Annotated in this window: 20 protein-coding genes; 8 read left to right on the top strand and 12 right to left on the bottom strand. The window is 69.8% G+C overall.

Translation table 11 applies throughout. The annotated features are described in order from the left end of the window. Nucleotides 1-14 precede the first annotated feature (14 nt). From BLS34_RS03330 to BLS34_RS03310, 5 genes are all read right to left on the bottom strand, one after another. Complete coding sequence (locus tag BLS34_RS03330; protein ID WP_028793992.1) at nt 15-350, bottom strand: hypothetical protein; 336 nt, start codon at nt 348-350, stop codon at nt 15-17. Between the two features lie 149 nt (nt 351-499). Next, a complete protein-coding gene (locus tag BLS34_RS03325) occupies nt 500-2,578 on the bottom strand; it encodes a hypothetical protein (RefSeq protein WP_093148184.1) in 2,079 nt (692 codons plus the stop codon). Between the two features lie 10 nt (nt 2,579-2,588). After that, a complete protein-coding gene (locus BLS34_RS03320; RefSeq protein WP_093148181.1) occupies nt 2,589-5,363 on the bottom strand; it encodes a DUF4159 domain-containing protein in 2,775 nt (924 codons plus the stop codon). 13 nt (nt 5,364-5,376) lie between these two features. Further along, on the bottom strand, nt 5,377-6,234 hold the full coding sequence (locus BLS34_RS03315) for a DUF58 domain-containing protein (protein ID WP_038013945.1): 858 nt from the start codon (nt 6,232-6,234) through the stop codon (nt 5,377-5,379). A 10-nt stretch (nt 6,235-6,244) separates the two neighbouring features. Further along, complete coding sequence (locus tag BLS34_RS03310) at nt 6,245-7,273, bottom strand: AAA family ATPase (RefSeq protein ID WP_028793996.1); 1,029 nt, start codon at nt 7,271-7,273, stop codon at nt 6,245-6,247. Between the two features lie 284 nt (nt 7,274-7,557). On the opposite strand from BLS34_RS03310, the gene BLS34_RS03305 reads away from it, so the two are divergent. From BLS34_RS03305 to sugE, 5 genes are all read left to right on the top strand, one after another. After that, nucleotides 7,558-8,025: a DUF1285 domain-containing protein gene (locus BLS34_RS03305; RefSeq protein ID WP_281169159.1), complete on the top strand. Its 468-nt coding sequence runs from the start codon at nt 7,558-7,560 to the stop codon at nt 8,023-8,025. Then, on the top strand, nt 8,022-8,696 hold the full coding sequence (locus BLS34_RS03300; RefSeq protein ID WP_245701905.1) for a CoA pyrophosphatase: 675 nt from the start codon (nt 8,022-8,024) through the stop codon (nt 8,694-8,696). Before BLS34_RS03305 ends, BLS34_RS03300 begins: the two co-directional genes overlap by 4 nt. 24 nt (nt 8,697-8,720) lie before the next feature. Further along, on the top strand, nt 8,721-9,953 hold the full coding sequence (locus BLS34_RS26615; RefSeq protein ID WP_093148178.1) for a CCA tRNA nucleotidyltransferase: 1,233 nt from the start codon (nt 8,721-8,723) through the stop codon (nt 9,951-9,953). After that, nucleotides 9,950-10,711 carry a fumarylacetoacetate hydrolase family protein gene (locus tag BLS34_RS03290; protein ID WP_175474084.1) on the top strand — a complete coding sequence of 254 codons (762 nt, stop codon included), beginning with the start codon at nt 9,950-9,952 and terminating at the stop codon, nt 10,709-10,711. The genes BLS34_RS26615 and BLS34_RS03290 overlap by 4 nt, the downstream gene beginning before the upstream one ends. A gap of 349 nt (nt 10,712-11,060) precedes the next feature. After that, nucleotides 11,061-11,381, top strand: a complete 321-nt coding sequence (sugE, locus tag BLS34_RS03285; RefSeq protein ID WP_028794001.1) for a quaternary ammonium compound efflux SMR transporter SugE — start codon at nt 11,061-11,063, stop codon at nt 11,379-11,381. On the opposite strand, the gene BLS34_RS03280 is transcribed toward sugE, so the two are convergent. The 3 genes from BLS34_RS03280 to BLS34_RS03270 all read right to left on the bottom strand — a co-directional run bounded on the left by BLS34_RS03280 (nt 11,378) and on the right by BLS34_RS03270 (nt 15,537). Next, nucleotides 11,378-12,421: an alcohol dehydrogenase family protein gene (locus tag BLS34_RS03280; RefSeq protein WP_093148647.1), complete on the bottom strand. Its 1,044-nt coding sequence runs from the start codon at nt 12,419-12,421 to the stop codon at nt 11,378-11,380. The genes sugE and BLS34_RS03280 overlap by 4 nt on opposite strands. Before the next feature lie 98 nt (nt 12,422-12,519). Further along, on the bottom strand, nt 12,520-12,969 hold the full coding sequence (locus BLS34_RS03275; protein ID WP_093148174.1) for a GNAT family N-acetyltransferase: 450 nt from the start codon (nt 12,967-12,969) through the stop codon (nt 12,520-12,522). 96 nt (nt 12,970-13,065) lie between these two features. Continuing rightward, nucleotides 13,066-15,537 carry a ligase-associated DNA damage response DEXH box helicase gene (locus tag BLS34_RS03270; protein ID WP_093148172.1) on the bottom strand — a complete coding sequence of 824 codons (2,472 nt, stop codon included), beginning with the start codon at nt 15,535-15,537 and terminating at the stop codon, nt 13,066-13,068. Nucleotides 15,538-15,672: 135 nt separating this feature from the next. Between BLS34_RS03270 and bcp the strand changes: the two genes are divergently transcribed. Then, nucleotides 15,673-16,140: a thioredoxin-dependent thiol peroxidase gene (gene bcp, locus BLS34_RS03265; RefSeq protein WP_028794004.1), complete on the top strand. Its 468-nt coding sequence runs from the start codon at nt 15,673-15,675 to the stop codon at nt 16,138-16,140. 182 nt (nt 16,141-16,322) lie between these two features. On the opposite strand, the gene BLS34_RS03260 is transcribed toward bcp, so the two are convergent. Both BLS34_RS03260 and BLS34_RS03255 read right to left on the bottom strand, forming a co-directional pair. Beyond that, nucleotides 16,323-17,027, bottom strand: coding sequence for an alpha/beta fold hydrolase (locus tag BLS34_RS03260; protein WP_093148170.1), 705 nt, complete (start codon nt 17,025-17,027; stop codon nt 16,323-16,325). Further along, nucleotides 17,024-17,947, bottom strand: coding sequence for a dihydrodipicolinate synthase family protein (locus BLS34_RS03255; RefSeq protein WP_093148168.1), 924 nt, complete (start codon nt 17,945-17,947; stop codon nt 17,024-17,026). Before BLS34_RS03255 ends, BLS34_RS03260 begins: the two co-directional genes overlap by 4 nt. Nucleotides 17,948-18,111: 164 nt before the next feature. Here BLS34_RS03255 and BLS34_RS03250 point away from each other — a divergent pair, with 164 nt between their 5' ends. Then, nucleotides 18,112-18,498: a DUF427 domain-containing protein gene (locus BLS34_RS03250; protein ID WP_093148166.1), complete on the top strand. Its 387-nt coding sequence runs from the start codon at nt 18,112-18,114 to the stop codon at nt 18,496-18,498. A gap of 167 nt (nt 18,499-18,665) precedes the next feature. On the opposite strand, the gene BLS34_RS03245 is transcribed toward BLS34_RS03250, so the two are convergent. Then, complete coding sequence (locus BLS34_RS03245; protein WP_093148164.1) at nt 18,666-19,730, bottom strand: TauD/TfdA family dioxygenase; 1,065 nt, start codon at nt 19,728-19,730, stop codon at nt 18,666-18,668. 230 nt (nt 19,731-19,960) lie between these two features. Here BLS34_RS03245 and BLS34_RS03240 point away from each other — a divergent pair, with 230 nt between their 5' ends. Then, a complete protein-coding gene (locus BLS34_RS03240; RefSeq protein WP_093148162.1) occupies nt 19,961-20,161 on the top strand; it encodes a hypothetical protein in 201 nt (66 codons plus the stop codon). 37 nt (nt 20,162-20,198) lie between these two features. Here the strand turns inward: BLS34_RS03240 and BLS34_RS03235 are convergent, their stop codons facing one another. Beyond that, nucleotides 20,199-23,153 (bottom strand): bifunctional [glutamine synthetase] adenylyltransferase/[glutamine synthetase]-adenylyl-L-tyrosine phosphorylase, encoded by a 2,955-nt coding sequence (locus BLS34_RS03235; protein ID WP_093148160.1) that lies wholly within the window; start codon nt 23,151-23,153, stop codon nt 20,199-20,201. Nucleotides 23,154-23,230 lie beyond the last annotated feature (77 nt).

Below are 23,230 nucleotides of genomic sequence, written 5' to 3'. Positions count from 1 at the left end.
CGCCGGCAAGATCGTCACTCGGGGATATCGATCGCCAGGAAGACTTCATTGGCGAACTCCGCGCCGTCGGCATAGTCCTTGCGCTGCCAGTCGGCACCGTCCCAGACCTCAAGCACGACCGGACGCCGGACCGCCTTCAGGGCCATCATCAGCCCGTCCACGGTGCCCGGATCGACGCCGTCGGCCGCCAGCCGCACCCGCACGCCGCCGTCGTCCCAGGCGACGGCCGCATAGCCCAGATCTTTCAGGGCATACCAGATCGCCTGCTCGCCAGACTTATCGCGTATGATGTTACTCAGAGACAGTGTTCTGCCGGATTGATCGATCCAATGGTCAAAGATTCCGTCCATTGCATGCTCCCTCCCTCGGACCATGCGGGACTATTGCAACGCACGTATGCACGCGTCACGTCAAAATTCTGATCGGAATTGTGCGAATTGTTCTGAATGAGTATTCACTTATTTGATTGTGTGTGGTGATGCTTTAGGCACCGCTTCGGTCAGTCGCCCTCGCGGCGCCACGCCAGAACCAGGGTGCCCAGCACCAGGACCAGCGCCAGACCGGCCGGCAGCGCGGGCAGGAGCGACACGCCGGCGACCACGTAGTCGCCGTTCTCCCGCAGCCCGATCCAACCGCGTCCGGAGGCCGTGCGGCCGGGCGACACGCGCCGCAGCGAGGGCGTGCCGGCCTCGGAGACCCAGGTGACCGAGCCGCCTGTCGCCTCGGCCATTGGGCCGAGATGGGCGTCGGTGGTCGCGACATCGGTGAATTCGACCGGGTTGAGGGCGCCGACCGCCACCAGCGCGTCCTGCTCCCCGTCGCTCAGGCGGTACAGACCCGGGCGGTCCACGTCGAGGGTGGCGCGGGCCCGCCCCGGCTGGGTGACCTCCAATTCGACCGATACTTCGCTGCCGTCCGGTCCGGTCACGCGGACCGGCGGCACGGTGTCGCCCAGGGTCCGGCGCTCGATCTCGATCGACCGGCCCCGGGAGATCGCCCGCAGGTCGTCCTCCTCCAGGTCCGGCTCCTCCATCAGCCAATGGGCGGTGCGGCGGAGCACTTCGGCCTGCGGCCCGCCGCCCTCGAAGCCACGGCTCCACAGCCAGATCTGGTCGGAGAGCAGATGGGCGACCCGGCCCTCGCCGACCCGGTCGAGCACCAGCAGAGGCCGGCCGCCGACACCGCTCATGACCGCGTTGCCGTTGGTGCCCTGGCCGTCGATCTGGCGGAACCAGCGGCCCCAGACCGGCTCGGTCGTGGGGCCGGCATTGGCGCCGGCCAGCGCGCTGGTGACCGGATGGCGCTGGCCGATATCGGTGACCTTCGGTCTGAAGCCCTGTTCGATCACCCCGCCGGTCGGGTTGACCGGCAGCACCTCGCCCAGCGGCGTGCGGGCGAGGCTGAGCCGGCCGGCGAAGGTGGGGCCGGAGGCTTCCAGCAGCGCGCCGCCGTCTCGGACATAGTCGGCGATGTTCTTCAGGTAGAGGCGCGGCAACACGCCCCGCCGCCGGTAGCGGTCGAAGATGATCAGGTCGAACTCGTTCAGCTTCAGCTCGAACAGCTCGCGGAACGGGAAGGCGATCAGCGACAGCTCGCGGATCGGCGTACCGTCCTGCTTCTCCGGCGGCCGCAGGATGGTGAAGTGGACGAGGTCGACCGACGGATCGGATTTCAAGATGTCGCGCCAGGTGCGCTCGCCGGCATGGGGCGCGCCGGAGACCAGCAGCACCCGCAGCCGGTCGCGCACGCCACCGACGCCGACCACGGCACGGTTGTTCTCCAGGGTCAGCTCCGCCGGGCCGGGCTCCACGGACAGCTCCACCACCGTCTGGCCGGCATGGTCGATCGGCAGCTCGATCTCGTGGCGGGTATTGGCCGGTATCGGCAGGTCCGGTCCGGGCTCGCCATCGATGGAGAGCCGCAGGGTGACGGGCTCGCCCTGGGGCGTGGCCGGATCGACGACCTCGACGGTCAGGGTCACCGTCTTGCCGACCATGCCGAAGCTCGGCGCCTGCACGACTCGCAGGCGGCGGTCCTGTTCCCCCTGATCGCCGGTCAGCAGCACATGCAGGGGCGCGTCGGTCAGGCCGGTCAGCCGCTCGGAATCGTGGACCTGGCCGTCGGTGACGGCGATCACGCCAGCGACCCGCGCCTCCGGCACGTCGCTCAGCGCCTCGCGGACGGCGGCGCCCAGACGGGTACCTTCCGTCGTCTCGCCGATGCCACCGTCGCGGACGGTGACCTGCTTCACCCGCAGTCCCGTAAGACGGGCCAGCCGTTCCTCCAGGGCGCTCACCGCCGCGTCGGTGCGCTCGGTGCGCTCGCCGATGGACTGGCTGGTGGTGCGGTCGACGGCGAGCACGACCACGTCCTCGCGCGGCTCGCGGCGTTCGGCGATCAGGGTCGGGTTGGCCAGGGCCAGGGTCAGCACGGCGAGCGCGGCGGTGCGCCAGACGATGCCGTTGGCGCCCCGGATCCAGCCCAGCGCCAGCACGAGCAGCGCCAGGATGCCGAGCCCGATCACCAGGGCCCAGGGAACCAGGGGGGCGAAACTGACGGAGAGGGAATCCGCGATCATCGTATCCGCCTCACTGACCGAGCCGTTCGAGGATGGACGGCACGTGGACCTGATCCGCCTTGTAGTTGCCGGTCAGGGCGTACATCACGAGGTTGATGCCGAACCGGGTCGCCATCTCGCGCTGCAGCTCGCCGCCGGGCACCACCGGGAAGCGCGGGCGTCCCTGCTGGTCGCGGGCCCAGGCACCGGCCCAGTCGTGGCTGCCGACCATCACCGGCGAGACCTCGGTGTCGGACGAGCGCACCCGTTCGTCCTCCAGCCAAACCGTACCGCCGACATAGCGGCCGGGAAACGTGTCCAGCAGATAGAAGGCGCGGGTGAGCACGTGGTCCGGTGAGGCGGGGGCGAGCGGCGGGATGTCGAGGCTCTGGCTGAGCTGGGCCAGCCGGCGCAGGCCGGAGCCGCCGGCCGCGCCCGGCACGGTGACCTCGTACTGGTCGCGGGTGTCGAAGATGATGATCCCGCCGTTGCGCATGTAGTCGTTCACCCGGGCTACCGCGGTTCCGGACAGTTCCGGCTGTTCGCGGGTGATCGGCCAGTACAGCAGCGGGAAGAAGGCGAGCTCGTCGCTCTCGATATCGACGCCGAAGGGCGGGGCGGGCTCCACCGCCGTGCGCCGGGTCAGCTCATCGCTGAGACCGGCCAGCCCGTCATGGCTGATGCCGTCGATCCAGGTGTCGCCGGTCAGCACATAGGCCAGGCGCATCTCCGCGGCGGCCTGCAGGGCGAAGGCCTCCGGATCGGTCGGCTGCTGCGCCTGCTGGGCCTGTCCACTGCCCGGCGCCAGCAGGGCGGCGGCCAGCAGGATCGCGGCGGCCCCCCGGCCGCCGGCCGTCAGGAACCGCCCGGTCAGCAATCCGCGCAGGGCGAGGCCGATCAGGGTGTCGATGATCGCCAGAAGCAGCGCGAGCGCCAGGGCCCAGCCCTGCAGTTCGGTGTCGCGCCCGGCCTCCAGCGGCTGGCGCGCCGCGCCGTCCGGCGTGCCCGAGGCGAGCGCCGCGCCGTCCAGCGACGGCCCCAGGTTCAGCGCCTCGCGTGCGCTCTCGTCGCCGTAGAAGCCCGGCGGATGGCGCGGGCCGATCGCCGGCATGCCAAGCTCCGCCCGCGCCGCCGCCGAGGGCAGGGGCTCGGTGCCGGAGACCGGGCCGCCGAGCGTGCCGAATCCGTCCAGCAGGGCGTAGGGCGGCATCGCCCGCTCGTTCGACCCTCCGATGCCCTGGCTCAGCGCCACGATCCGGCGCAGCATGGCCACGAACAGGCCGGAGAGCGGCAGGTTGCTCCAGTCCGCGTTGGCGGTGGTGTGGACCAGCACCAGCCAGCCCTCGCCCCGGCGTTCCGCCGTCACGATCGGCGTGCCGTCGAGCAGCCGGGCCCAGGTCTTCTCGCCTAGGTCGATCGACGGCTCGGCCAGCACCTGGCGCGACACCGTCACGTCGTCCGGGACCTCGAGCCCGGCGAAGGGGCTGTCGGCGTCGAACGGCGCCAGTGGCTCCGGCCGCGACCAGGACAGGGCCCCGCCCAGGGTGCGGTCGCCCCGGCGGACGCGCACCGGCAGCAGGGTGTCGGTGCCCTCATCGGCCCCGGAGGCCGCCAGCCGCTCGCCGGCGAAACGCAGCACCACGCCGCCGGCCTCCAGAAAGCCCTCCAGCGTCTGGCGCTGCTCGAAGGTGATGCCCCCGGCATCGGCCAGGACGATCACCGCGAGGTCTCGCTCCAGCAGGGAATTGATGTCGCCGCGCCGCACCTCGGTGAACGGATCGAGCGCCCGGTCGAGGTAGTACAGATCGTCCAGCAGCGGCTGCGACCCCTCGAAATCCCGGGCCGAGACCAGCCCGACCGGCCGGCGCTTGTAGCGCTCGTCCATCAGGAAGACGGACGCCGCGGTGTTCTCGTCCTCCACTTCCAGCCGGGCGACGTCGTTGCGCAGCTCGGTCGGCAGGTCGATGGCGACGGTGAGCCGATCCGTCTCGGCCTCGAAGGCGGCGCTCTGCCGGGTCAGCACGCGGCCGTCCTCGGCGATGGCGCGCACGCCGACCACCCGGTCGCCGACGCCGGTGCCGCGCCGCAGTTCCGCCGTCAGGGCCAGTTCGGCCGGATCCGGATCGTCGAGCCAGACCGGGCCGCTGTCGGCGCTGTCGATCACCACCACCGGACCGATCTGCGAAAGCCGGTCGCCGAAGGCGTCGGCACCCGGCGCCTCGATCGCCTCGCGCAGCCAGACCACTGTGGTGTCCGGTGCAAGGGTGGCGCCATCGAGCACCTCGCCCACCGCCACCAGATTGCGGCCCCAGGGCTTGGGCTGCAGGGCGCCGAGCGTCGAGCGCAGGGCGCCGGCCGGAGACAGGTCGACCTCGCGGCGCTGGCCCGGCATCGGATCGGCGGTGGTCAGCAGGGCGACGGCACGGTTCTCGCGTTCGGCCTGGTCGAGGATGCGCAGGGCGCGGTCGCGCCGGGCCTCGAAATCGCGGGCCGAGGACCAGCCGTCGTCGAACACCAGCAGGATCGGGCCGCCGGCCGGGATCGCCGTGCCCGAGGGGATCAGCGGCCGGGCGATCGCGAGGATCACCAGGGCGGCGATCAGCAGCCGCAGCAGCAGCAGCCACCAGGGTGTGGAATGGGGCGTGTCCTCCTCCGGCCGCAGCCCTTCCAGCAGCCGGATCGCCGGAAAGCTGATGCGCTTGGGCGCCGGCGGGATCACCCGCAGCAGCCACCACAGGACGGGCAGGACGGCCAGGGCGGCGAGCGCCCAGGGAACGGCGAAGGCGAGGGGACCGAGGGTCAGCATCGCGGCACTCCCCTCAATCCGGCCGTTGGGCGATCACGGTGTACAGCGCGAGCAGCGCCGCCTCGGCCGGCCGGTCCGTGGTGTGATGGGCGAAGCTCCAGCCGGCGCGCCGGGCGATCTCCTCCAGACCGGCGCGGTGGGCGGCGAACCGGCTCGCATAGTCGTCGGCCACCCGCTCGGCCCGGCCGAGCAGTTGCGGCAGCTCGTGCTCCAGCCCCTCGAACCGCACGCGGCCGTGGAACGGGAAGCTCTCCTCCGCCGGGTCCGTCACCTGCAGAATGTGGCCGCGGATGCCTTCGGCGGACCAACGCTTCACCAGGGCGTCGACCTCGCTCAGGGGATCGAACAGGTCGCCCATCAGCACGGCGGTGCCATGGCGGGGCAGCGGCTCGTAGACCGGTAGAGACCCGGCCGCGTCGGACGTCATGGTGAGCAGGGCGGCCAGGGGCTCCAGTGCCGGCCGGCCGGTGCGCGGCGAGATCTGCTCGCCCACCAGCCCGACCCGCTCGCCCGCCTCGATCAGCAGGACGGCCAGCGCCATCGTGAGCAGGGCCGCGCGCTCGCGCTTTTCCGGCAGGTTGCGGTCGGAACGCCAGCGCATCGACGGCGAGGCGTCGCGCCAGAGGTAGACGGTCTGAGCCGTCGCCTGCTCGCGTTCCCGCACGAAGGTAGTCTGCCCCATGGCGGAGCGGCGCCAGTCGATGCTGCGCACGGAGTCGAACGACTGATAGGGACGGAACTGCCAGAAATCGTCGCCGAGCCCCGCCCGACGGCGGCCATGGGCGCCGGGCGCCACGGTATGGGCCACGCGCTGCGCCGCCACCAGAAGCGGGGGCAGGGTCGCAGCGAGGTCCTGGGCCTGTTGGCGCATCAAGGCTCCGTCAGCGGTAAGGGGCGCAGAGGCTGTCGATGACCGAGTCCAGGGACACGCCCTCGGCCCGGGCGGCGAAATTCAGGGCCATGCGATGGCGCAGCACCGGATAGGCCAGCTCCAGCACGTCGTCGATCGACGGCGCGAGCCTGCCGTCCAGCACGGCGCGGGCACGGATCGCCAGCATCAGCGCCTGGCTGGCGCGGGGACCGGGGCCCCAGGAGACGTGACGGCGCACCGCCTCGATCTCGCTGCTGTCCGGACGGCCCGAACGCACGATGCCGAGGATCGCCTCGACCAGGCTCTCGCCCACCGGCAGGTAACGCAGGAGTTTCTGGGCAAACAGCAGGTCGGCAGCGCTCAGCACCTGTTTGGGTTTCGCCTCGTCGGACCCGGTGGTGGCCAGCAGCATCGCCCGCTCGGCGTCCATGTCGGGATAGCCGACGCTGACCTGCAGCAGGAAACGGTCGAGCTGGGCCTCGGGCAGAGGATAGGTACCCTCCTGCTCGAGCGGGTTCTGGGTGGCCAGCACATGGAACGGGCTGGGCAGCGCGTGGGTGTGGCCGGCGACGGAGATGCTGTGCTCCTGCATTGCCTGCAGCAGCGCGGACTGGGTGCGCGGGCTGGCGCGGTTGATCTCGTCCGCCATCAGCAACTGGGCGAAGACCGGGCCTTCGACGAAGCGGAAGCTGCGTCTGCCCTCGGCATCCTCGTCCAGGATCTCCGAGCCCAGGATGTCGGACGGCATCAGGTCGGGCGTGCACTGGATGCGCTTGTCGTCGAGGCCGAGGACGATGCCCAGGGTCTCGACCAGCCGGGTCTTGGCCAGACCGGGAACGCCGATCAGCAGGGCATGACCGCCGGCCAGCACTGTGACCAGGGTCTGGTCGACCACTTCCTGCTGGCCGAAGATGATCTTCCCCACTCCGCTGCGCACGGTGGTGAGCGTGTCGGCGAGCGTCTCGATCTCCTTGATGAAGGCGGCACCGTCCTTCGGAATACCGTTCGCTCGGGGGTCAAGGGTGGTGGTATCGCTCATCGCGGCTATATTTCCTTTACAGGGGCGCGGCTTCCGGTCGCGTCCGACCCGAACCGGCCGACGGCGTCTGGAACGATCGCACCTTCAGGAACGATCAACGAGGAACGCGGCCGGGTCGATGCACGCCAGAAGCGGACATGAGAGACATGGGGCAAGACAGCGTTCGGTCCATCCATGACATTGAGCGTAGCGTGACCGGGGCTTCGCACAAGGGGCCATCCGACGATCACAACGAAACGTGTAGCGCGGCGGACACGGTTTCCGACGCGCCCCGAGAGTTCGGATTGCGGATCGGCCGGGACGGCACCTGGTACTATCTGAATTCGCCGATCCAACGCATGCCTCTCGTCAAACTGTTCGCCACGGTCCTGCGCCGGGACGACGAGGGCCGGTTCTGGCTCGTCACCCCGGTGGAGCGCGGGATCATCCATGTGGACGACGCGCCCTTCGTGGCGGTCGACGTGGATATCGATCCGCCGGAAGATGCCGCCGGACCCGACGCGACCCTGACTTTCCGGACCAATCTTGACGAAACCGTGGTCGCCGGTCCGGATCATCCGATTCGGCTCGACGTGGACCGGGAAACCGGCGAGCCCGCCCCGTACGTGATGGTGCGCGACCGGCTGGAAGCGCTGATCAACCGGGCGACCTACTACCGGCTCGCCGAGATGGCGGTCGAGAGCGCGGACGGCTCGGGTGTTCTCGGTGTATGGAGTGGTGGGGTGTTCTTTCCTCTGGGCAGGGCCGAGTGAGCGACGCAGCACAATTGGACATTCCGGACAGCCACGAAGGCTTCCGCCGACAGTTCCTGGGCGCCGCCGAGGGTCGCTTGACCGACGGACTGCCCCACGCGGTCTCCCCCATCGTCCACTACCGCGGCGACCACGACCTGAACCCGGGCATGGCGGTGCCCGCCGATCCGCGTCAGGCGGCGGTGCTGGTGCCGATCGTGCAGCGCGACGGACACCTGACCGTGCTGCTGACCCGCCGCTCCGACGACCTGCCGGTGCATAAGGGCCAGATCAGCTTCCCCGGCGGCCGCGTCGAGGAGGAGGACGGCAGCCATATCGACACGGCCCTGCGTGAGAGCGAGGAGGAGATCGGCCTGGACCGCCGCGAGGTCGAGATCGTCGGCCGGCTGGACACCTACGTGACCCGCACCGGCTATTCCGTGACGCCGATCGTCGGCTTCCTGCGCCCGCCGCTGGCCCTCACGCCCTGCCCGGTGGAGGTGGCGGAAATCTTCGAGGTGCCGCTGTCCTTCCTGCTCGATCCCGCCAATCAGGAGCGGCACAGCCGCACCTGGCAGGGGACGACACGGCACTTTTTCGTGCTGCCCTACGAGCACTACTACATCTGGGGCGCCACGGCGGGCATGCTGGTGAACCTGTCCGACGTCATGCACGCCGCCTCGCAGCGCTGAGCGCAAATCTATGATAACGGGTCCATGAAACCGGCCGAGACCATCGCCGTCGCCGCGTGGATGCGCCATCCGGCGGCGACCGCCGTTCTGTCGGTCCTGGCGCAGGGCGGTCATCGCGGACGCTTCGTCGGCGGTGCTGTGCGCAACCATCTGCTCGGCCTGCCGGTCACCGATTTCGACATCGCCACCGACGCCAAGCCCGAACGCACGCTGGACCTCTGCACGGCGGCCGGGCTCAAGGCGATCCCCACGGGCATCGAGCACGGCACCGTCACCGTCGTGATCGACCGCGAGCCGGTGGAGGTCACCACCCTGCGCCGGGACGTGGAGACCGACGGCCGCCGTGCCGTGGTCGCCTTCACCGACGACTGGGCGGAGGACGCGGCCCGCCGGGACTTCACCCTGAACGCGCTGTATCTCGACGCCGACGGCACGCTGTACGACCCGACCGGGGCCGGGATTGCCGATGCCCGCGCCCGCCGGATCCGCTTCGTCGGCGAGCCCGAGACCCGGATCCGCGAAGACGTGCTGCGGATCCTGCGGTTCTTCCGTTTCCATGCCGCCTATGGCCGCGACGGGCTGGACACCGCCGGTCTGGCCGCCTGTTCCGCCCTGGCGCCGAGCACGGCGCGGCTGTCCGGCGAACGGATCTGGAAGGAGCTGTCCCGCCTGCTGGTTGCCGAGCGGGCGGCGGAGGTGCTGGTCGCCATGGCCGAGGCCGGCGTGGCGAGGCATCTGTGGGACGGACCGGTCGATGCCGGCCGGGCGGTGGCGCTGATGAATCTGGAGCGGGCCCTGGGTCTGGCCGGCGATCCGCTGCGCCGCCTGGCCGCCCTGGTGGCCGAGCCGGACGGGGCGGAGACGGTGGCCGCGCGGCTGAAACTGTCGAATGCCGAGGCCAAGCGCCTGGCCGCGGCTCTGGCCACGCCGCCCGATGCGCCGGCGGATGCGCGGGCGCGTCGGGCCGCGATCTATCGCGTCGGCGCGGAGGCCTTCACCGATGCCCGATTGCTGCGCGCGGCCGAAACCGGCGAGGATGTCGCCGACGATCTCGACACCGCCCGGACCTGGACGCGTCCCGTCTTCCCGCTCGGCGGCGGCGACGTGACCGAGCTCGGCATCCCGCCGGGGCCGATTGTCGGAGATTTGCTGCGCCGTGTGGAAGCATGGTGGATCATGGGGGACTTCGCCGCAGACGCGGAGGCCTGCCGGTCGGAATTGCGCCGTCTGGCGTCAGAGGGAGGAATGAGAACATGACCAGCCCGTTCGCCGCCGCGATGATCGAGGCCCGCAGTGCCGGGTCGCGGATCACCCTGCCGCAGGGTGTCCCGGCGGACCGTGCCGCCGCCTTCGCCGCCCAGGTGGAGACGCTGGGTGGCCTGGGTCTCGGCGTCGCCGGCTTCAAGGTCGGCGCCTCCGGCCGCACCGGTGAGCCGACGGCCGCTCCGCTGGCCACCGATACGGTGTTCCGGGACCACACCCGCATCGTGTCCACCGGCACCCGTCCGCTCTGGCTGGAGGCGGAGGTGGCCATGGTGGTCGGCCGAGACCTGCCCTGCGACCACGGCACCACCCAGGAGGAGGTGCTGGACGCCATGGAAGGCCTGGCCGCCGCCATCGAGATCGTCGAACCGCGCATCATCGAATGGCCGAACATCCCGCCGCTCGCCGCCATGGCCGACTTCCAGGCGAATGGCGGCACGGTGGTTTCAGCCGTCGGCCGGTCGGCGACCGGGGTGGCTGTGGAAGACCTCAAGGTGATCTTCGAGATGGGCACGGTCCATGTGGAGGTGCCGGGCAAGAACTATCCGGGGCAGGACATGAACCGGCTGCCGACCTGGCTGGTCAACCACATGGCCGGCTGGGGCCCGGAGATGGCGGCGCGCGGCCTGAAGAAGGGCGACGTGATCATCACCGGCTCCTGGGTCGGCGTCATCCCGGCCGAGTCGGGCGAGACCGCGACGGTCACCGTTCCCGGCATCGGCTCGGTCAGCGTGGAGGTGGCGGCGGGGTAGGATCTCCTCGCGGCCCCCTCCTCTCCGACACCCGCAACCGCTCTTTTCAAACACTCCCCGGCCTTGCGCCGGGGCAATCCGTAGGGACAGGCGCGACCGACGACGCCCCGTCGCGCGGACGGGATCACCCCGGCACAAGGCCGGGGAGTGTGTAAACGGAGACTAAGGAGCGGGGAGAGCTTCCGACGGCTCGCCGTTCGCGACTGCCCCGCCGCCAACCCTCTTGATTTCCGCGACGACGGCGGTATATCGCGCCGTCGCGAGGCCACGTCCTCCCCCGCCTCGGGTCGAAGTCCGGGCACGGGTAGAAGTCCGGGACGGCCCGGCAGTCCACCGCGAGGAGGCTGCCATGCCCTGGATCATTCTCACCGTCGCCGGCCTGTTCGAAATCGTCTGGGCCTTTTCGATGAAGCAGTCGGCCGGGTTCACCCGGCTCGGCCCGTCGATCGTCACCCTGGCGGCCATGCTGGTGAGCTTCGGCCTGCTGGCCTGGGCCATGCGGTCGCTGCCGCTCGGGACGTCCTACATGGTCTGGACCGGGATCGGCGCGGTCGGTGCCTTCGTCGTCGGCATCGTGTTCCTGGGAGAGGCGGTGAGCCCGCTGCGCCTGGTCGCGGCCCTGCTGATCGTCTGCGGCCTGGTGCTGATGAAGCTGTCGAGCCCGGCCTAAAGGGTCAGCACGATCTTACCGATATAGCCCTTCTCACCGAACGCCCGCTGCGCCGCCTGGATTTCCGCCAGCGGATAGGTTTCGGCCACCAGCGGCCGGATCTCGCCCCGCTCGATCCGGCCGACCAGGTTGGCGAAGACTTCCGGCTCCAGCGCCGTACAGCCGAAGAAGCTGAGATCCTTGAGATACAGCGTGCGCAGGTCGAGCTCGACCAGCGGCCCGCCGACCGCGCCGGAGACGGCATATCGGCCGCCCGGACGCAGCAGGTCGAGCAGGGACGGCCATTTCGGACCGCCAACCAGGTCGACCACCGCATCGACGCTGTTCCGGCCGAGGGTTTTCACGAAATCGTCGTCGCGGCTCAGTATCCGTTCGCCGCCCAGTTCGGCGATGGACGAGGCCTTCGCGGCGCTGGTGACCGCCACGACACGGGCACCGCGCGCCCTGGCGAGCTGCACCGCGGCCGATCCCACGCCGCCGGAGGCGCCGGTGACCAGCACAGTCTCGCCGCTGGTCACACCGGCGCGGGTCAGCATGTTCTCGGCCGTCGAATAGGAGCAGGGGAAGGACGCCAGCTCGGCATCGCTCAGTGTGCTGCGCACCGGATAGGCATGCCGTGCGGCGACTCGGGTGTACTGCGCGAAGCCGCCGGGGCAGTCGGAGCCGAGAAACTTCGGCATGTCCAGGGTCCGGCCCCCGGCTTCGCGCAGGCAGGGCTCGATCAGCACGCGTTCGCCGATCCGGGCCGCATCGACGCCGTCGCCGACCGCGGCGATCCGGCCGCAGACATCGATCCCCTGGATCAGCGGAAAGGCGATCGCCGAGCCGCTCCAGCCCGCGTCCTCTTCCGGCGAGCCGCTCTTCGAGTACCAGCCGACCCGGGTGTTGATGTCGGTGTTGTTGACTCCGGCGGCGGCGACCTCGACGACGACGTCGCCCAGGCCCGGGACGGGGACCGGCAGGTCCTTGCGCCACTGCAGCATCTCCGGACCGCCATGCCCCGTCAGGATGACGCCGTTCATCTGGTCGGGCAGGGGCATCGGCTTCGCCTCGGTCAATGTCAATTGCGGATCTTCAGGTAGGGTGTTCCGGCCCGGGGTCAAACGGCCTCCCGAAGGGGCGCGCCTGCCGCGCCCGGCTATGCCAAAGGCCGGAACGCCTCCAGCCGGTGGAAGAACGGCCGGCACCCCACGGCCTGCCAGAACGCCTGACCGGCCGGGTTGCTCTCCAGCACGTCCAGGGTCACCCGGCCGCCCGGCTCCAGCCGCATCTCCATGAACAGCTCGAAGGCGTCGCGGCCGAGACCGTGGCGGCGATAGGCGCGGTCGATGCAGAACTGGCGGATGAACCGCTCGGGGACCTGCGGATCCAGCGGGTAGGGGTTGAGGCCGTGCACGATGTAACCCACCACCATGCCATCGACCTCCAGGATGTCCTGGGTCCATTCGCCGGTACCGAGCCAGTCCCGGTGCCGGTCGACCAGGTCCGGCAGGGTGACCGGGGAGGGGTGGCCCTCGCCGTCGAGCAGCTGGCGGTTGAGCACGGCGAGCGTCTGCAGGTCGTCTTCGCCGGCCGGGCGCAGCTTCATGATGGACACGTCCAACCCCCCCCCGATCGCGCTCTAACCCATTAAAGATAGAGCACATTCACACGAGCAGATGTTTCCATCAGATCGTGATTTGCTCTAGATCTGCAGGCTCCCCTGCATGTCGCCGCCGATCGCCTCCTCGATGAGGGTCTCCGCGAAGTCGTCCATCAGCGCCTCGATCGCCCCCCCGGCGACCTGTTCCTTGCCGACCTCCAGCAGGATCGGCACCGCCAGCGGCGACACCCGGTCGAGCCGGCGGTGGACGATCTTGCCCTGCACGCCGACCAGCAGGTCGGACAGCCGACGGATGTCGGTCAGCCCGCGCGCCGCATCCTCCTGGGTCGCCTGCAGCAGGATGTGATCCGGCTGGTGCTTGCGCAGGACATCGTAAATCAGGTCGGCATTGAACGTCACCTGACGCCCGGTCTTCTCGTGCCCCGGCAGCTTGCGCTCGATCAGTCCGGCGATGACCGCGACGTTGCGGAAGGTGCGCTTCAGCAGGGAGGATTCCGCCATCCATTCCTCCAGGTCGTCGCCCAGCATGTCCTGGTCGAACAGCGCGTCCACGTCCTCGCAGGCCTTCACCGACCACACCGCGATGACATAGTCGGTGGCGACGAATCCGAGCGGCCCCAGCCCCATGCGCTCCATCCGCCTTGTCAGCAGCATGCCCAGGGTCTGGTGGGCGTTGCGCCCGGCGAAGGTATAGGCGACCAGGTACTCCCGGTCGGCCCGCGGGAAGGTCTCCACCAGCAGGCTGTCCGCCCTGGGCAGGACCGAGCGCCAGCGCTGCAGCTCCAGCCATTCCTCCACTGGTCCCGGCAGGGTCGGCCAGGACGCGCTGTCCTCCAGCATCCCCCGCACCCGGTGGGCGAGCTGCGTGGTCAGCGGCAGCTTGCCGCCCATATAGGCCGGCACGGCGGGCTCGCCCTCGCCGCCGGGGGTGCAGTCGACGAAGTTCTCGCGCATCGCCTGGAAGGTCAGCAGCCGGCCGGCGAACAGGAAGGTGTCGCCCGGCCGAAGCCACTGGACGAAATACTCCTCGATTTCGCCCAGGATGCGGCCGCGCCCCATCCGCACCTTGACGGTCACCGCCTCGACGATGGTGCCCACGTTCATGCGGTAGGACTGGGCGACCCGCTTGTCCGCCACCTCCAGCCGTCCGTCGGCGTTCGGGCGGATGCGCTGGAACCGGTCATAGACCTTCAGCGCGTAGCCGCCGGTGCGCACGAACTCCACCACCGCATCGAAACTCTCGCGGTCGAGATCGGCGTAAGGCGCGGCGGTGATCACCTCGGCATAGAGGTCGGCCGGATCGAACGGGGCCGCGCAGGCGGTGCCGAGCACGTGCTGGGCCAGCACGTCGAGCCCGCCCGGACGCGGCGGATCGCCGTCCAGCTCGCCCGCCCGCATGGCGTCGAGCGCGGCCTTGCATTCCAGCACCTCGAACCGGTTGGCGGGGACCAGCAGGGCGCGCGAGGGCTCGTCCAGCCGGTGGTTGGCCCGGCCGATCCGCTGCAGCAGCCGCGAGGTGCCCTTGGGCGCGCCCACCTGCAGCACCAGGTCGACCGCGGCCCAGTCGATGCCGAGATCCAGCGAGGACGTGGCGACCACGGCGCGCAGGCCTCCTTTGGCCATAACCGCCTCCACCTTGCGCCGCTGCTCGGCGGCCAGGCTGCCGTGGTGCAGGGCGATGGGCAGGTGATCCTCGTTGGCATGCCACAGGGCCTGGAAGATCAGCTCCGCCTGGGCGCGGGTGTTCACGAAGACCAGGGTGGTCCTGTGCGCCTGGATCGCCGCGTAGATCCGGTCGATGGCGTAGAGCCCCATATGGCCGGACCAGGGCAGGCGGTCCTCGTCCTTTTCGCCGCCCGGCAGCAGGATTTTGACCTCGGCTTGAGCCGCTTCGCCGCCGCGCACGACGGTGACGTCCTCAGCGGGGGCGCGGCCGGTCTTCGACAGATACGCCTCCAATGCTGCCGGATGGGCGACGGTCGCCGACAGCCCGACCCGCCGGGCCTCGGGCGCCAGCGTGCCGAGCCGGGCCAGGGCCAGGGCCAGCAGCTCGCCCCGCTTGGTGCCGGCCAGCGCGTGCAGCTCGTCCACCACGACGCAGCGCAGGCCGGCGAAGATCTCCCCCGCATCCGGATAGGACAGCAGCAGGGCGAGGCTCTCCGGCGTGGTGAGCAGGATATGCGGCGGCTTGCGGCGCTGGCGCTGGCGTTTGGAGGCGGGGGTGTCGCCGGTGCGGGTCTCCGCGGTGACGGCGAGGCCCATCTCCTCGATCGGGGCGGTGAGGTTGCGGTGGATATCGACCGCCAGCGCCTTCAGCGGCGAGATGTACAGCGTGTGCAGCCCCGCCCGCGGATCCTCCGCCAGCTCGACCAGCGAGGCGAGAAACCCCGCCAGCGTCTTGCCGCCGCCGGTCGGCGCGATCAGCAACGCCGACCGCCCGGCCCGGGCGGCTGCGAGCATCTCAAGCTGATGCGGATGGGGCGCCCATCCCTTGGCCGCGAACCACGCCTGGAAGGCGGGCGGCAGGGTTGGCAGGGGTGGGGTGTGGTTCATGGCAGGAGTATGTGGGGCGGGGTGACGTGGGGGCAAACAGGGATAGCGCCTCCGCCGGGGCCGACCTCACGACAATTGACACGATGCCCCCACCGACCGACATCTGTGACCGCTTAACCAGCAGGAGACCCGATCATGAGCCTCGAAGTCGGCGACAAGGCCCCGGACTTCACCATGCCCACCGATGGCGGCGGCGAGGTGTCGCTGGCCAAGCTGAAGGGCAAGCCGGTGGTGCTTTATTTCTACCCGCGCGACGACACGCCGGGCTGCACCAAGGAGGCCTGCGGCTTCCGCGATGCGCTGCCCGACTTCTCCGGTGCCGGCGGGGTCGAGATCATCGGCGTCAGCCGCGACACGGTGGCCAAGCACGACAAGTTCAAGGCCAAGTACGACCTACCCTTCACCCTGGGCGCCGACGAGACCGGCGCGGTCACCGAGGCTTATGGGGTCTGGGTCGAGAAGTCGATGTACGGCCGGAAATCCATGGGGATCGAGCGCGCGACCTTCCTGATCGACGGCGACGGCGTGATCCGCGGCATCTGGCGCAAGGTCAAGGTGCCGGGCCATGTGGACGAGGTGCTGGCGGCGGCGAAGGACCTCTAGCCGCTCATTTCATCACTTTCACCCGTCATCCCGGGCAGCACCGGACTTGATCCGGTGGTGGCCCGGGACCCAGCATCTCACCGTCTCTCGGTCCCGGCCCGTCCCCGGATCAAGTCCTGGACCGGCCGGGATGACGAGCGGAGATTTAGATACGAAAACGTTACGCCAAAGGGCTCCCGGCGTTACGCATACTTAACAAGAATCTCGGTCAGTTCCTCCGGCGCGTCGACCATGACGTCGTGGCCGCAATCGACCGCATAGGTGTCGTAGTCGTCGTCGCGGAACGCCTCCAGCGTCGCGTCGAACTGCGGCGCCGGATATCCCGCCGCGCGGATGTAGACCCGGGTCGTGATCGCGTCGATCGCGCCGGACAGGTAGAGCGGCTCGGTGAAGCAGGCGAGCGGCAGGTCGGTGCACTTGCTGTCGACCCAGGCCTGGTCCGCCTCGTTCACCATGAAGGTCGCGGCCGTGGTCGGCGGGATGCGCCAGCCGTTGCCCGTGGCCTTGGCGGCGGCATAGGCGGCCTCGACCTGCTCGGGGCGGCGGACGTCCATCGCGCTCTGGCCGTGGGCCGGCACCAGGGCGTCGAGATAGATCAGGGACTTCACCCGGCCGACGGCCCGGTCGGCGGCGCCGGTGATCACCACCCCGCCATAGGAATGGCCGACCAGCACCACATCGCTCAGCTCCTCCCACTCCAGCAGCCCGACCACGTCCTTGATGTGGGTCATCAGGCTGAGCGTCGGGCTCATCAGGTGGGAGCGGTCGGCGAGGCCGGTCAGCGTCGGCGTAAACACCGTGTGGCCGGCGGCGCGCAGCCGCTCGGCGACGCGGACCCAGCACCAGCCGCCATGCCATGCGCCGTGAACGAGAACGAAGGTGGTCATTGTCCAAGCCTCCCGAGGTCGCGGGACCAGTGATCCAGAATGGCCATCCCCACCGGGTGCGGGGCCTGGGCCGGGCCGCGGTCATGCACCTCGGAGAGCCCGATGCGCCGCGCGGCCAGGCGCTTTCCGTAGCACAGCAGATGGTCGATCGTATGCATCAGGAAATGCAGCAGCGGCAGAATCTCGCGGAACGCCCGGTCGGCATCGTTGGCGCGGCCGGCCATGTGGAGATCGTAGATCCGGCTCTCCACGTCGCAGGCCTCCACCCCGGGGATCAGCCCGGCGCAGCCGTGGCGCAGGCTGTCCAGCAGCTCGATGCCGTTGCGGCCGTTGAACAGGGTGAAGGCGCCGCCGGACTCCTCCGCCAGCCGGCCGATATACAGGCCGGTGCCCTCGGCCTTGAGGATGGAGATTGTGGGGTGTCGGCGGTTCAGTTCGATCAGCCCGGCATTGGACAGGCCGATGCCGATATACTCCGGCGCGTTCTGGATGCCGATCGGGATCGGCGAGGCGTCGGCGACCGCGCCGAAGAAGCGGATCAGCTCCTCCTCGCTCGCCGATTTCACCGGCGGGGGCTGCAGCACCGCCCAGGCGGCCCCGGCCTCGGCGGCGCGTTTGACGCTCTCGATCTGGCCGCCGACCGTGTTGTCGGAGACGGTGACGCTGACCGGCACCCGGTCGGAAGCCGCCTTTGCCGCCGCCTCCAGGGTCCAGCGCGCGTGGTCCCGCCGTTCCTCCACCGTGAGCTTGTTGCACTCGCTGGCGAGACCGCCGACCGCGAGCCCATGGACGCCGCCGGCGATGCAGGCCTCCACCTGGGCGTCGTTGGCGCCCCGGTCGAGCGAACCGTCGGCGGCGAACAGGGCATAGAGCATGGGATAGATGCCGCGGAACGGGCCCTGTCCTTGCGGGTCGGCCATGGGTCTCCTCCTGCTTTTTCCTTGCGGGCGGCTCTCTTCGCCTGCGGCGGGCGCCTTGCGATGCAGGATGCACGGGGCCGGCCTGTGCTGGCAATGGCGGCGCTTGGCCCTTGCCGGAGGGCTTCCGATGGCCAACCTTGCTGGGATCAGTTGAGGAGGAACCCATGCCCGACGCCGGAACCAACCCCGCCCCGGGGTTCGTGAAGAAGCCCGAGCATCAGGTGCGCCTGACCCCGGCGGACAAGCGGGTGATGGTGATCCTGGGCGGCGAGACCGTGGCCGACAGTACCGCCGCGCTGCTGTGCGAGGAGACGGGGCACGACCCGGTCTACTATGTGCCGATGGTCGACACCCGGGCCGACGCCTTCACGCCGACCTCGCGCTCGACCTACTGCCCGTACAAGGGCACGGCGAGCTACTGGTCGATCGGCGCCGGCGGAACGAAGGCGGAGAACGCGGCCTGGTCCTACGACCTGCCCTATGACGAATGCGCCGCCCTGGCCAAGCACGTGGCGTTCTACGGCGACAAGGTGGAGGTGCGGGAGGTGTGACCGCGCCCCGCTCCCGTCTCCCTTAGGTCGCCTTCCCGGCCCCGCGCCGGGACCGAGGGCGACGCTTGCCGTAGCGTTCGGGCGAGGTTTCCGGCGTTCCGGCGGCTCCTTTCCTGGATCCCGGGGCGAGGCCGGGAAGACGGGAGGGGGACGGGGCGGTCGCGGGCCTACCCAGCCGCCTGACCCACCCCGCCGCGCAGCGCGCCCGGCCGGGTCGAGCCCCAGAGCACGTCGAAACCCTCCGGCAGCGCCCGGCTGTTGGCCACGCTGAGCCAGAGCCGCAGCAGGCAGCGCACCTGGCCCGAGGTCCGGTCGTCCGCATAGGCCGTGCGGCCGTGATAGACCACGTGGTTGTTCAGGAGCTGGATATCGCCCGGCGCGAAGGCCGAGTGCAGGCAGCTCTTCTCCGCCACCTCGGCCAGCATGTCCAAGGCCTCGTTCTGGGCCTCGGTCAGGCGCGGCACCGACGGGGTCTCCTGGGCCTGTTCCACATAGGTGCGGGAATACTGGCTGGTGATCTTGCCGTCGCGCACGCCGAAGACCGGCAGGGCGAAGACGTTGTCCTCGGTCTCGCCATCCTCGTCGGCCGGGCGCGAGCGCCAGTAGTCCTGCATCAGCAGCGCGTGCAGATCCGGACGGCGGGCCAGGATCGTGTTGTGGATATGCGGGATGCTGGCGAGCTTGCTGACCCCGCCGTCGATGCCGTTGGCGATGCAGAACAGGGTGATCACGTCGCAGCGATCGGTGTGGAAGCGCAGCGGGCCGGTGGAACGGGCCCGGGCGCGCGAGGCGAGCACCTTGTCGGAGCCGGTGCGGTGCTCGGCGAGCTGCTGGGTGACGCGCCCGTCGTCATGCGACTCGTCGCGCACCTCACCCAGAATCTCGCCGAACGCCGTCTGGTTCACCGGCGTGCCCAGATGCTGGCCGATGCCCCAGAAGATCAGCCGCAGCTCGTCCTCCTCGTAACGCTCGACCGGGAAGCCGGTGATGCGCACCGCACCGCGCCCGTCCTCCAACTCGTCGAGCACGTCGGCGAAGAAACCCTTCAGTCCCGGCAACGGGAAGTCGCCGGCGGTTACCTCGGTCAGTCCTTTGCCGCTCGCCTTGGCCCGGGCCAGGGCGGCGTCGATGGCGGGAAACGCGTCCTGCGGCCAGGTCCGCAGCCAGTCGCCGGTGGCTTCCAGTTCGGGGCCGGTCCATACGCACCGGCCTTTGATCGGTTCAGCCTGCATGATGTCCTCCTTCGAATATCGGCGAACTTTAGGAGCAATCGGCGCCCAGGTCACCGCAGGTTCTGCGGTCGAATGACGGTGCCGCCTGCCGGTCGCCGTGGGAGGGGACGATCGTCGCGGTATGGGAAAATCTTTTCTTAATCGTCTTGCGGGATACTGAAGCTGGAGATTCAGAAAATGCCCCCGACGGTCGCGCAAGTCCGTCCGGAACCGTCATCCCAGGAGCCCGCGTGTCCAGTCTGCAAATCACCTTGGCCGTCGTGTTCCTGGTCGCGGCCGTTCTTGCCGCCGGTCTTGCCTCCTGGGGGATCTCCGGGCTGTTTCCGGGCGGCTCCAAGAAGGCGTCGGCCGACCCGGCCGAGCCCGAGGATTACGCGACCCGGCTGGAACGCAAGAACCTCGCGGCCAAGCGCACCCATAACGGCGACTGATCCAGCCGCGGTGCGGTCGGGCCCGGCGCGGTACGGGTCAGCGGCGCGACACCACGTAGCGGTCGTAGGTCCGCATCACCACCGCGCTCATCTTCTCGATCACCCGTTCCAGGGTGTTGAAATCGATCGCCCGGCTGGTCTTGGCGAGCCGGGTCTTCAGCGCTTCCGGCGCGGTCTCCGGATCGAACTCGTTGCCGACGGTCAGGCGCAGCAGGCCCTGAATGTTGCGCCAGATATGCACGGAGTTCGACAGGAAGGCGGCCTCGTCCTCGGGCAGGATCCCGGCCGCGCCCAGCTTGAGGAAGGCGTTGGCGGTATTGCCGTCGAGCACGTTGGGATGCTCGTGGGCATGGCGTAGCTGCAGGAACTGAGCGGTGAACTCCAGGTCCAGCAGCCCGCCGCGCCAGTGCTTCACGGTCCAGGGACTGTCGGCCTTGTGCTCCTTGGCGGTGCGCTCGCGCATGTCGGCGACCTCGCCGGCCAGCGTCTTCGGGTCGCGCTTCTGGGTGAGGATGTGGCGGATGCAGTCCTCGATCCGGCCCTTGAAGCCCTCGGGCGCGGCGACGACCCGGGCGCGGGTCAGGGCCATGCGCTCCCAGGTCCAGGCATCCTCGTCGTGATATTTCTGGAAGGCCTCCATGCTGATGGCGACCGGGCCCTTGTTCCCGGTCGGGCGCAGCCGCATGTCGACCTCGTACAGCGCGCCTTCCGCCGTCTTGGCGCTCAGTGCGGAGATCAACCGCTGGCCGAGGCGGATCATGTAGGCCGAGGTGTAGAGCGGCTTGTCGCCGTCCGACTCGGTATCCAGCGGGGCGTCGTACAGAAACACCAGATCGAGGTCCGAGCCGTAGCTCAACTCCCGGCCGCCGTACTTGCCGAGCGCGATCACGGCCAGGGCCGGCGTCTCGATATCGGGCAGCCGGCCGTGGCGGCGGGCGAAATCCTTTTCCACCCAGGGCAGAAGCGCGTTGATGGTCGCGTCGGCGACGTCGGAATAGGTCGTGCCGGCCCGGTCGGCGTCCAGGTGCGAACGGATGATCTGCACGCCGACCTGGAACCGCCGGTCGCCTGTCCAGCGGCGGGTGACGTCCAGCGCCAGCTCGTAATCGTCGGTCGCCTCCAGGTGCCGCACCAGCTCCTTGGTCATCGTCGCCGCATCGGGCAGCGGCTGCAGCACGTCATGGGTCAGGATGCCCTCGAACAGGGCGGGCTCGCGGCCGAGCTGGCCGGCGAGCGACGGCGCCATGCCCAGGATCTCGGCGACCACCTGGATCAGGTTCGGGTTGGCGTGGAACAGGCTGAAGATCTGCACGCCGGACGGCAGGGCGTCGAGAAACCGGTCGAGCCGTCGGAACGCCTGATCCGGCTGAGGCATGCGGCCGACGGCCTCCAGCAGGGCCGGGGTGATCTCGGTCAGGATCTGTCGCGCCCGTTCGCTGCGGGTGGCCCGGGTGCGGCCACGGTGCCAGCCGCGCACCGTCTCGGCCACCGCCGAGGGATCGGTGAAGCCGAGCTGTTTCAGGGTCTTCAGGGTATCGGGGTCGTCCTCGCTCCCGGTGAAGACGAGGCTGCCCGCCTCGCGGGTCGGAACGGACAAGGCCGGGGCCTCCTCGAACAGGCGGCCGTAATGATAGGCCACGGTGTGGAGATGGTGGGCGAGGTCGCCGCGGAACCCCTTGGGGTCCTCGTAGCCGAGAAAGGCGGCGAACCGGTCCAGGGCGGCGGGATCCTGCGGCAGTTCCTGGGTCTGCTTGTCCTCGATCATCTGCAGGCGGTGCTCGACCTTGCGCAGGAAGCGGTAGGACAGCTTCAGGTCGCTGGCGACCTCCTCGCGGACCCGGCCTGCCTCGACCAGGGCCTTCAGCGCGTCCTCGGTGCCGCGCACCCGCAGCCGGGCGTCGCGGCCGCCCCAGATCAGCTGCTGGGTCTGGGCGAAAAACTCGATCTCCCGAATGCCGCCGCGGCCGAGCTTCACGTTCTGCCCTTCCGCCTTCACCACCGCCGCCTTGCGATGGACGGCGATCTGCCGCTTGATCGAATGCACGTCCTGGATCGCCGCGAAATCGAGATGGCGGCGCCAGATGAACGGCGTCATGGCCGACGCGAAGTCCGCGGCCGACGGCCCGTCCGAGGCCACGGCCCGCGCCTTTATCATGGCGGCGCGCTCCCAGTTCTGGCCCATGCTCTCGTAATAGGTCTCCGCCGCCGTCAGTGAGATCGCCGGGGGCGTGGAGGACGGATCGGGGCGTAGGCGCAGGTCGGTGCGGAATACGTAGCCGTCGGCGGTGCGCTCCTCCATCAGCTTGACCATGGTCTGGGTCGCCTGCACGAAGGCGTGGCGCAGCTCCCAGTGGTCGGCATAGACCGGCAGCGTGTCGTCGAACAGCACGATCAGGTCGATGTCGCTGGAGTAATTCAGCTCCCGCGCGCCGAGCTTGCCCATGGCGAGACAGACCAGACCGGAGCCCTCGATCAGGTCGCCCTCGTCGATGAGCGGCAGCTTCTTTCGCCGGATCGCCTCGGCGAGGGCGTGGCGCCAGGAGACGGCCAGGGTGCGTTCCGCGACCTCGGAGATCGCGCCGGTCACCTCGATCAGGTTCCACAGCCCGGCGATGTCGGCCAGCGCGATGGTCAGGGCGGCGCGGCGCTTGGCCACCCGCAGGGATTTCATGATCTGCGCGGTATCGCCCCGCGGGTCGACGGCGTCCAGGTCGCTCCAGATCCGCGCCATCGCCGCGTCGACCCCGTCGGCGAAGATCGCACCGGTGAAGGCGAGCTCGCGGACGATCTCGCGGGTCAGATAGGGGGAATGGACGGCGATCCCCTCGATCAGGGACCGGCAGCCGGCATCGTCCAGCATGCCCGCGGCCCGATCGGCGTCGGCGCTGTCGGTCAGGTCGGCAAGCCGTTCGTGGCAGCGCTCGAGCCCGATGCCGGCGGCCTCGGAATCAATGGCGATCGGGACGATCCGAGGAATGAGGGAATACGACACACCGGACTCTGGTCAAATCATGGAAACATCGTGAGAGTGCGGAGATCACGCGCCTGCGGTCAAGTCGCCCGGTCGAA

This window comes from Thalassobaculum litoreum DSM 18839, assembly GCF_900102465.1.
GTDB classification, from domain to species: Bacteria; Pseudomonadota; Alphaproteobacteria; order Thalassobaculales; family Thalassobaculaceae; genus Thalassobaculum; species Thalassobaculum litoreum.
The sequence above is the reverse complement of the archived record's forward strand: the minus strand, read 5'-3'. Positions and strand labels throughout refer to the sequence as shown.

Coding starts and splice junctions, on each gene's coding strand:
- BLS34_RS03310 (WP_028793996.1), bottom strand. CDS start 7,273: ATGAGCGATACCACCACCCTTGACCCCCGAGCGAACGGTATTCCGAAG.
- BLS34_RS03325 (WP_093148184.1), bottom strand. CDS start 2,578: ATGATCGCGGATTCCCTCTCCGTCAGTTTCGCCCCCCTGGTTCCCTGG.
- BLS34_RS03270 (WP_093148172.1), bottom strand. CDS start 15,537: ATGAACCACACCCCACCCCTGCCAACCCTGCCGCCCGCCTTCCAGGCG.
- BLS34_RS03320 (WP_093148181.1), bottom strand. CDS start 5,363: ATGCTGACCCTCGGTCCCCTCGCCTTCGCCGTTCCCTGGGCGCTCGCC.
- BLS34_RS03280 (WP_093148647.1), bottom strand. CDS start 12,421: ATGCCCCTGCCCGACCAGATGAACGGCGTCATCCTGACGGGGCATGGC.
- BLS34_RS03255 (WP_093148168.1), bottom strand. CDS start 17,947: ATGGCCGACCCGCAAGGACAGGGCCCGTTCCGCGGCATCTATCCCATG.
- BLS34_RS26615 (WP_093148178.1), top strand. CDS start 8,721: ATGAAACCGGCCGAGACCATCGCCGTCGCCGCGTGGATGCGCCATCCG.
- BLS34_RS03275 (WP_093148174.1), bottom strand. CDS start 12,969: ATGAAGCTGCGCCCGGCCGGCGAAGACGACCTGCAGACGCTCGCCGTG.
- sugE (WP_028794001.1), top strand. CDS start 11,061: ATGCCCTGGATCATTCTCACCGTCGCCGGCCTGTTCGAAATCGTCTGG.
- BLS34_RS03315 (WP_038013945.1), bottom strand. CDS start 6,234: ATGCGCCAACAGGCCCAGGACCTCGCTGCGACCCTGCCCCCGCTTCTG.
- BLS34_RS03330 (WP_028793992.1), bottom strand. CDS start 350: ATGGACGGAATCTTTGACCATTGGATCGATCAATCCGGCAGAACACTG.
- BLS34_RS03245 (WP_093148164.1), bottom strand. CDS start 19,730: ATGCAGGCTGAACCGATCAAAGGCCGGTGCGTATGGACCGGCCCCGAA.
- BLS34_RS03250 (WP_093148166.1), top strand. CDS start 18,112: ATGCCCGACGCCGGAACCAACCCCGCCCCGGGGTTCGTGAAGAAGCCC.
- BLS34_RS03290 (WP_175474084.1), top strand. CDS start 9,950: ATGACCAGCCCGTTCGCCGCCGCGATGATCGAGGCCCGCAGTGCCGGG.
- bcp (WP_028794004.1), top strand. CDS start 15,673: ATGAGCCTCGAAGTCGGCGACAAGGCCCCGGACTTCACCATGCCCACC.
- BLS34_RS03260 (WP_093148170.1), bottom strand. CDS start 17,027: ATGACCACCTTCGTTCTCGTTCACGGCGCATGGCATGGCGGCTGGTGC.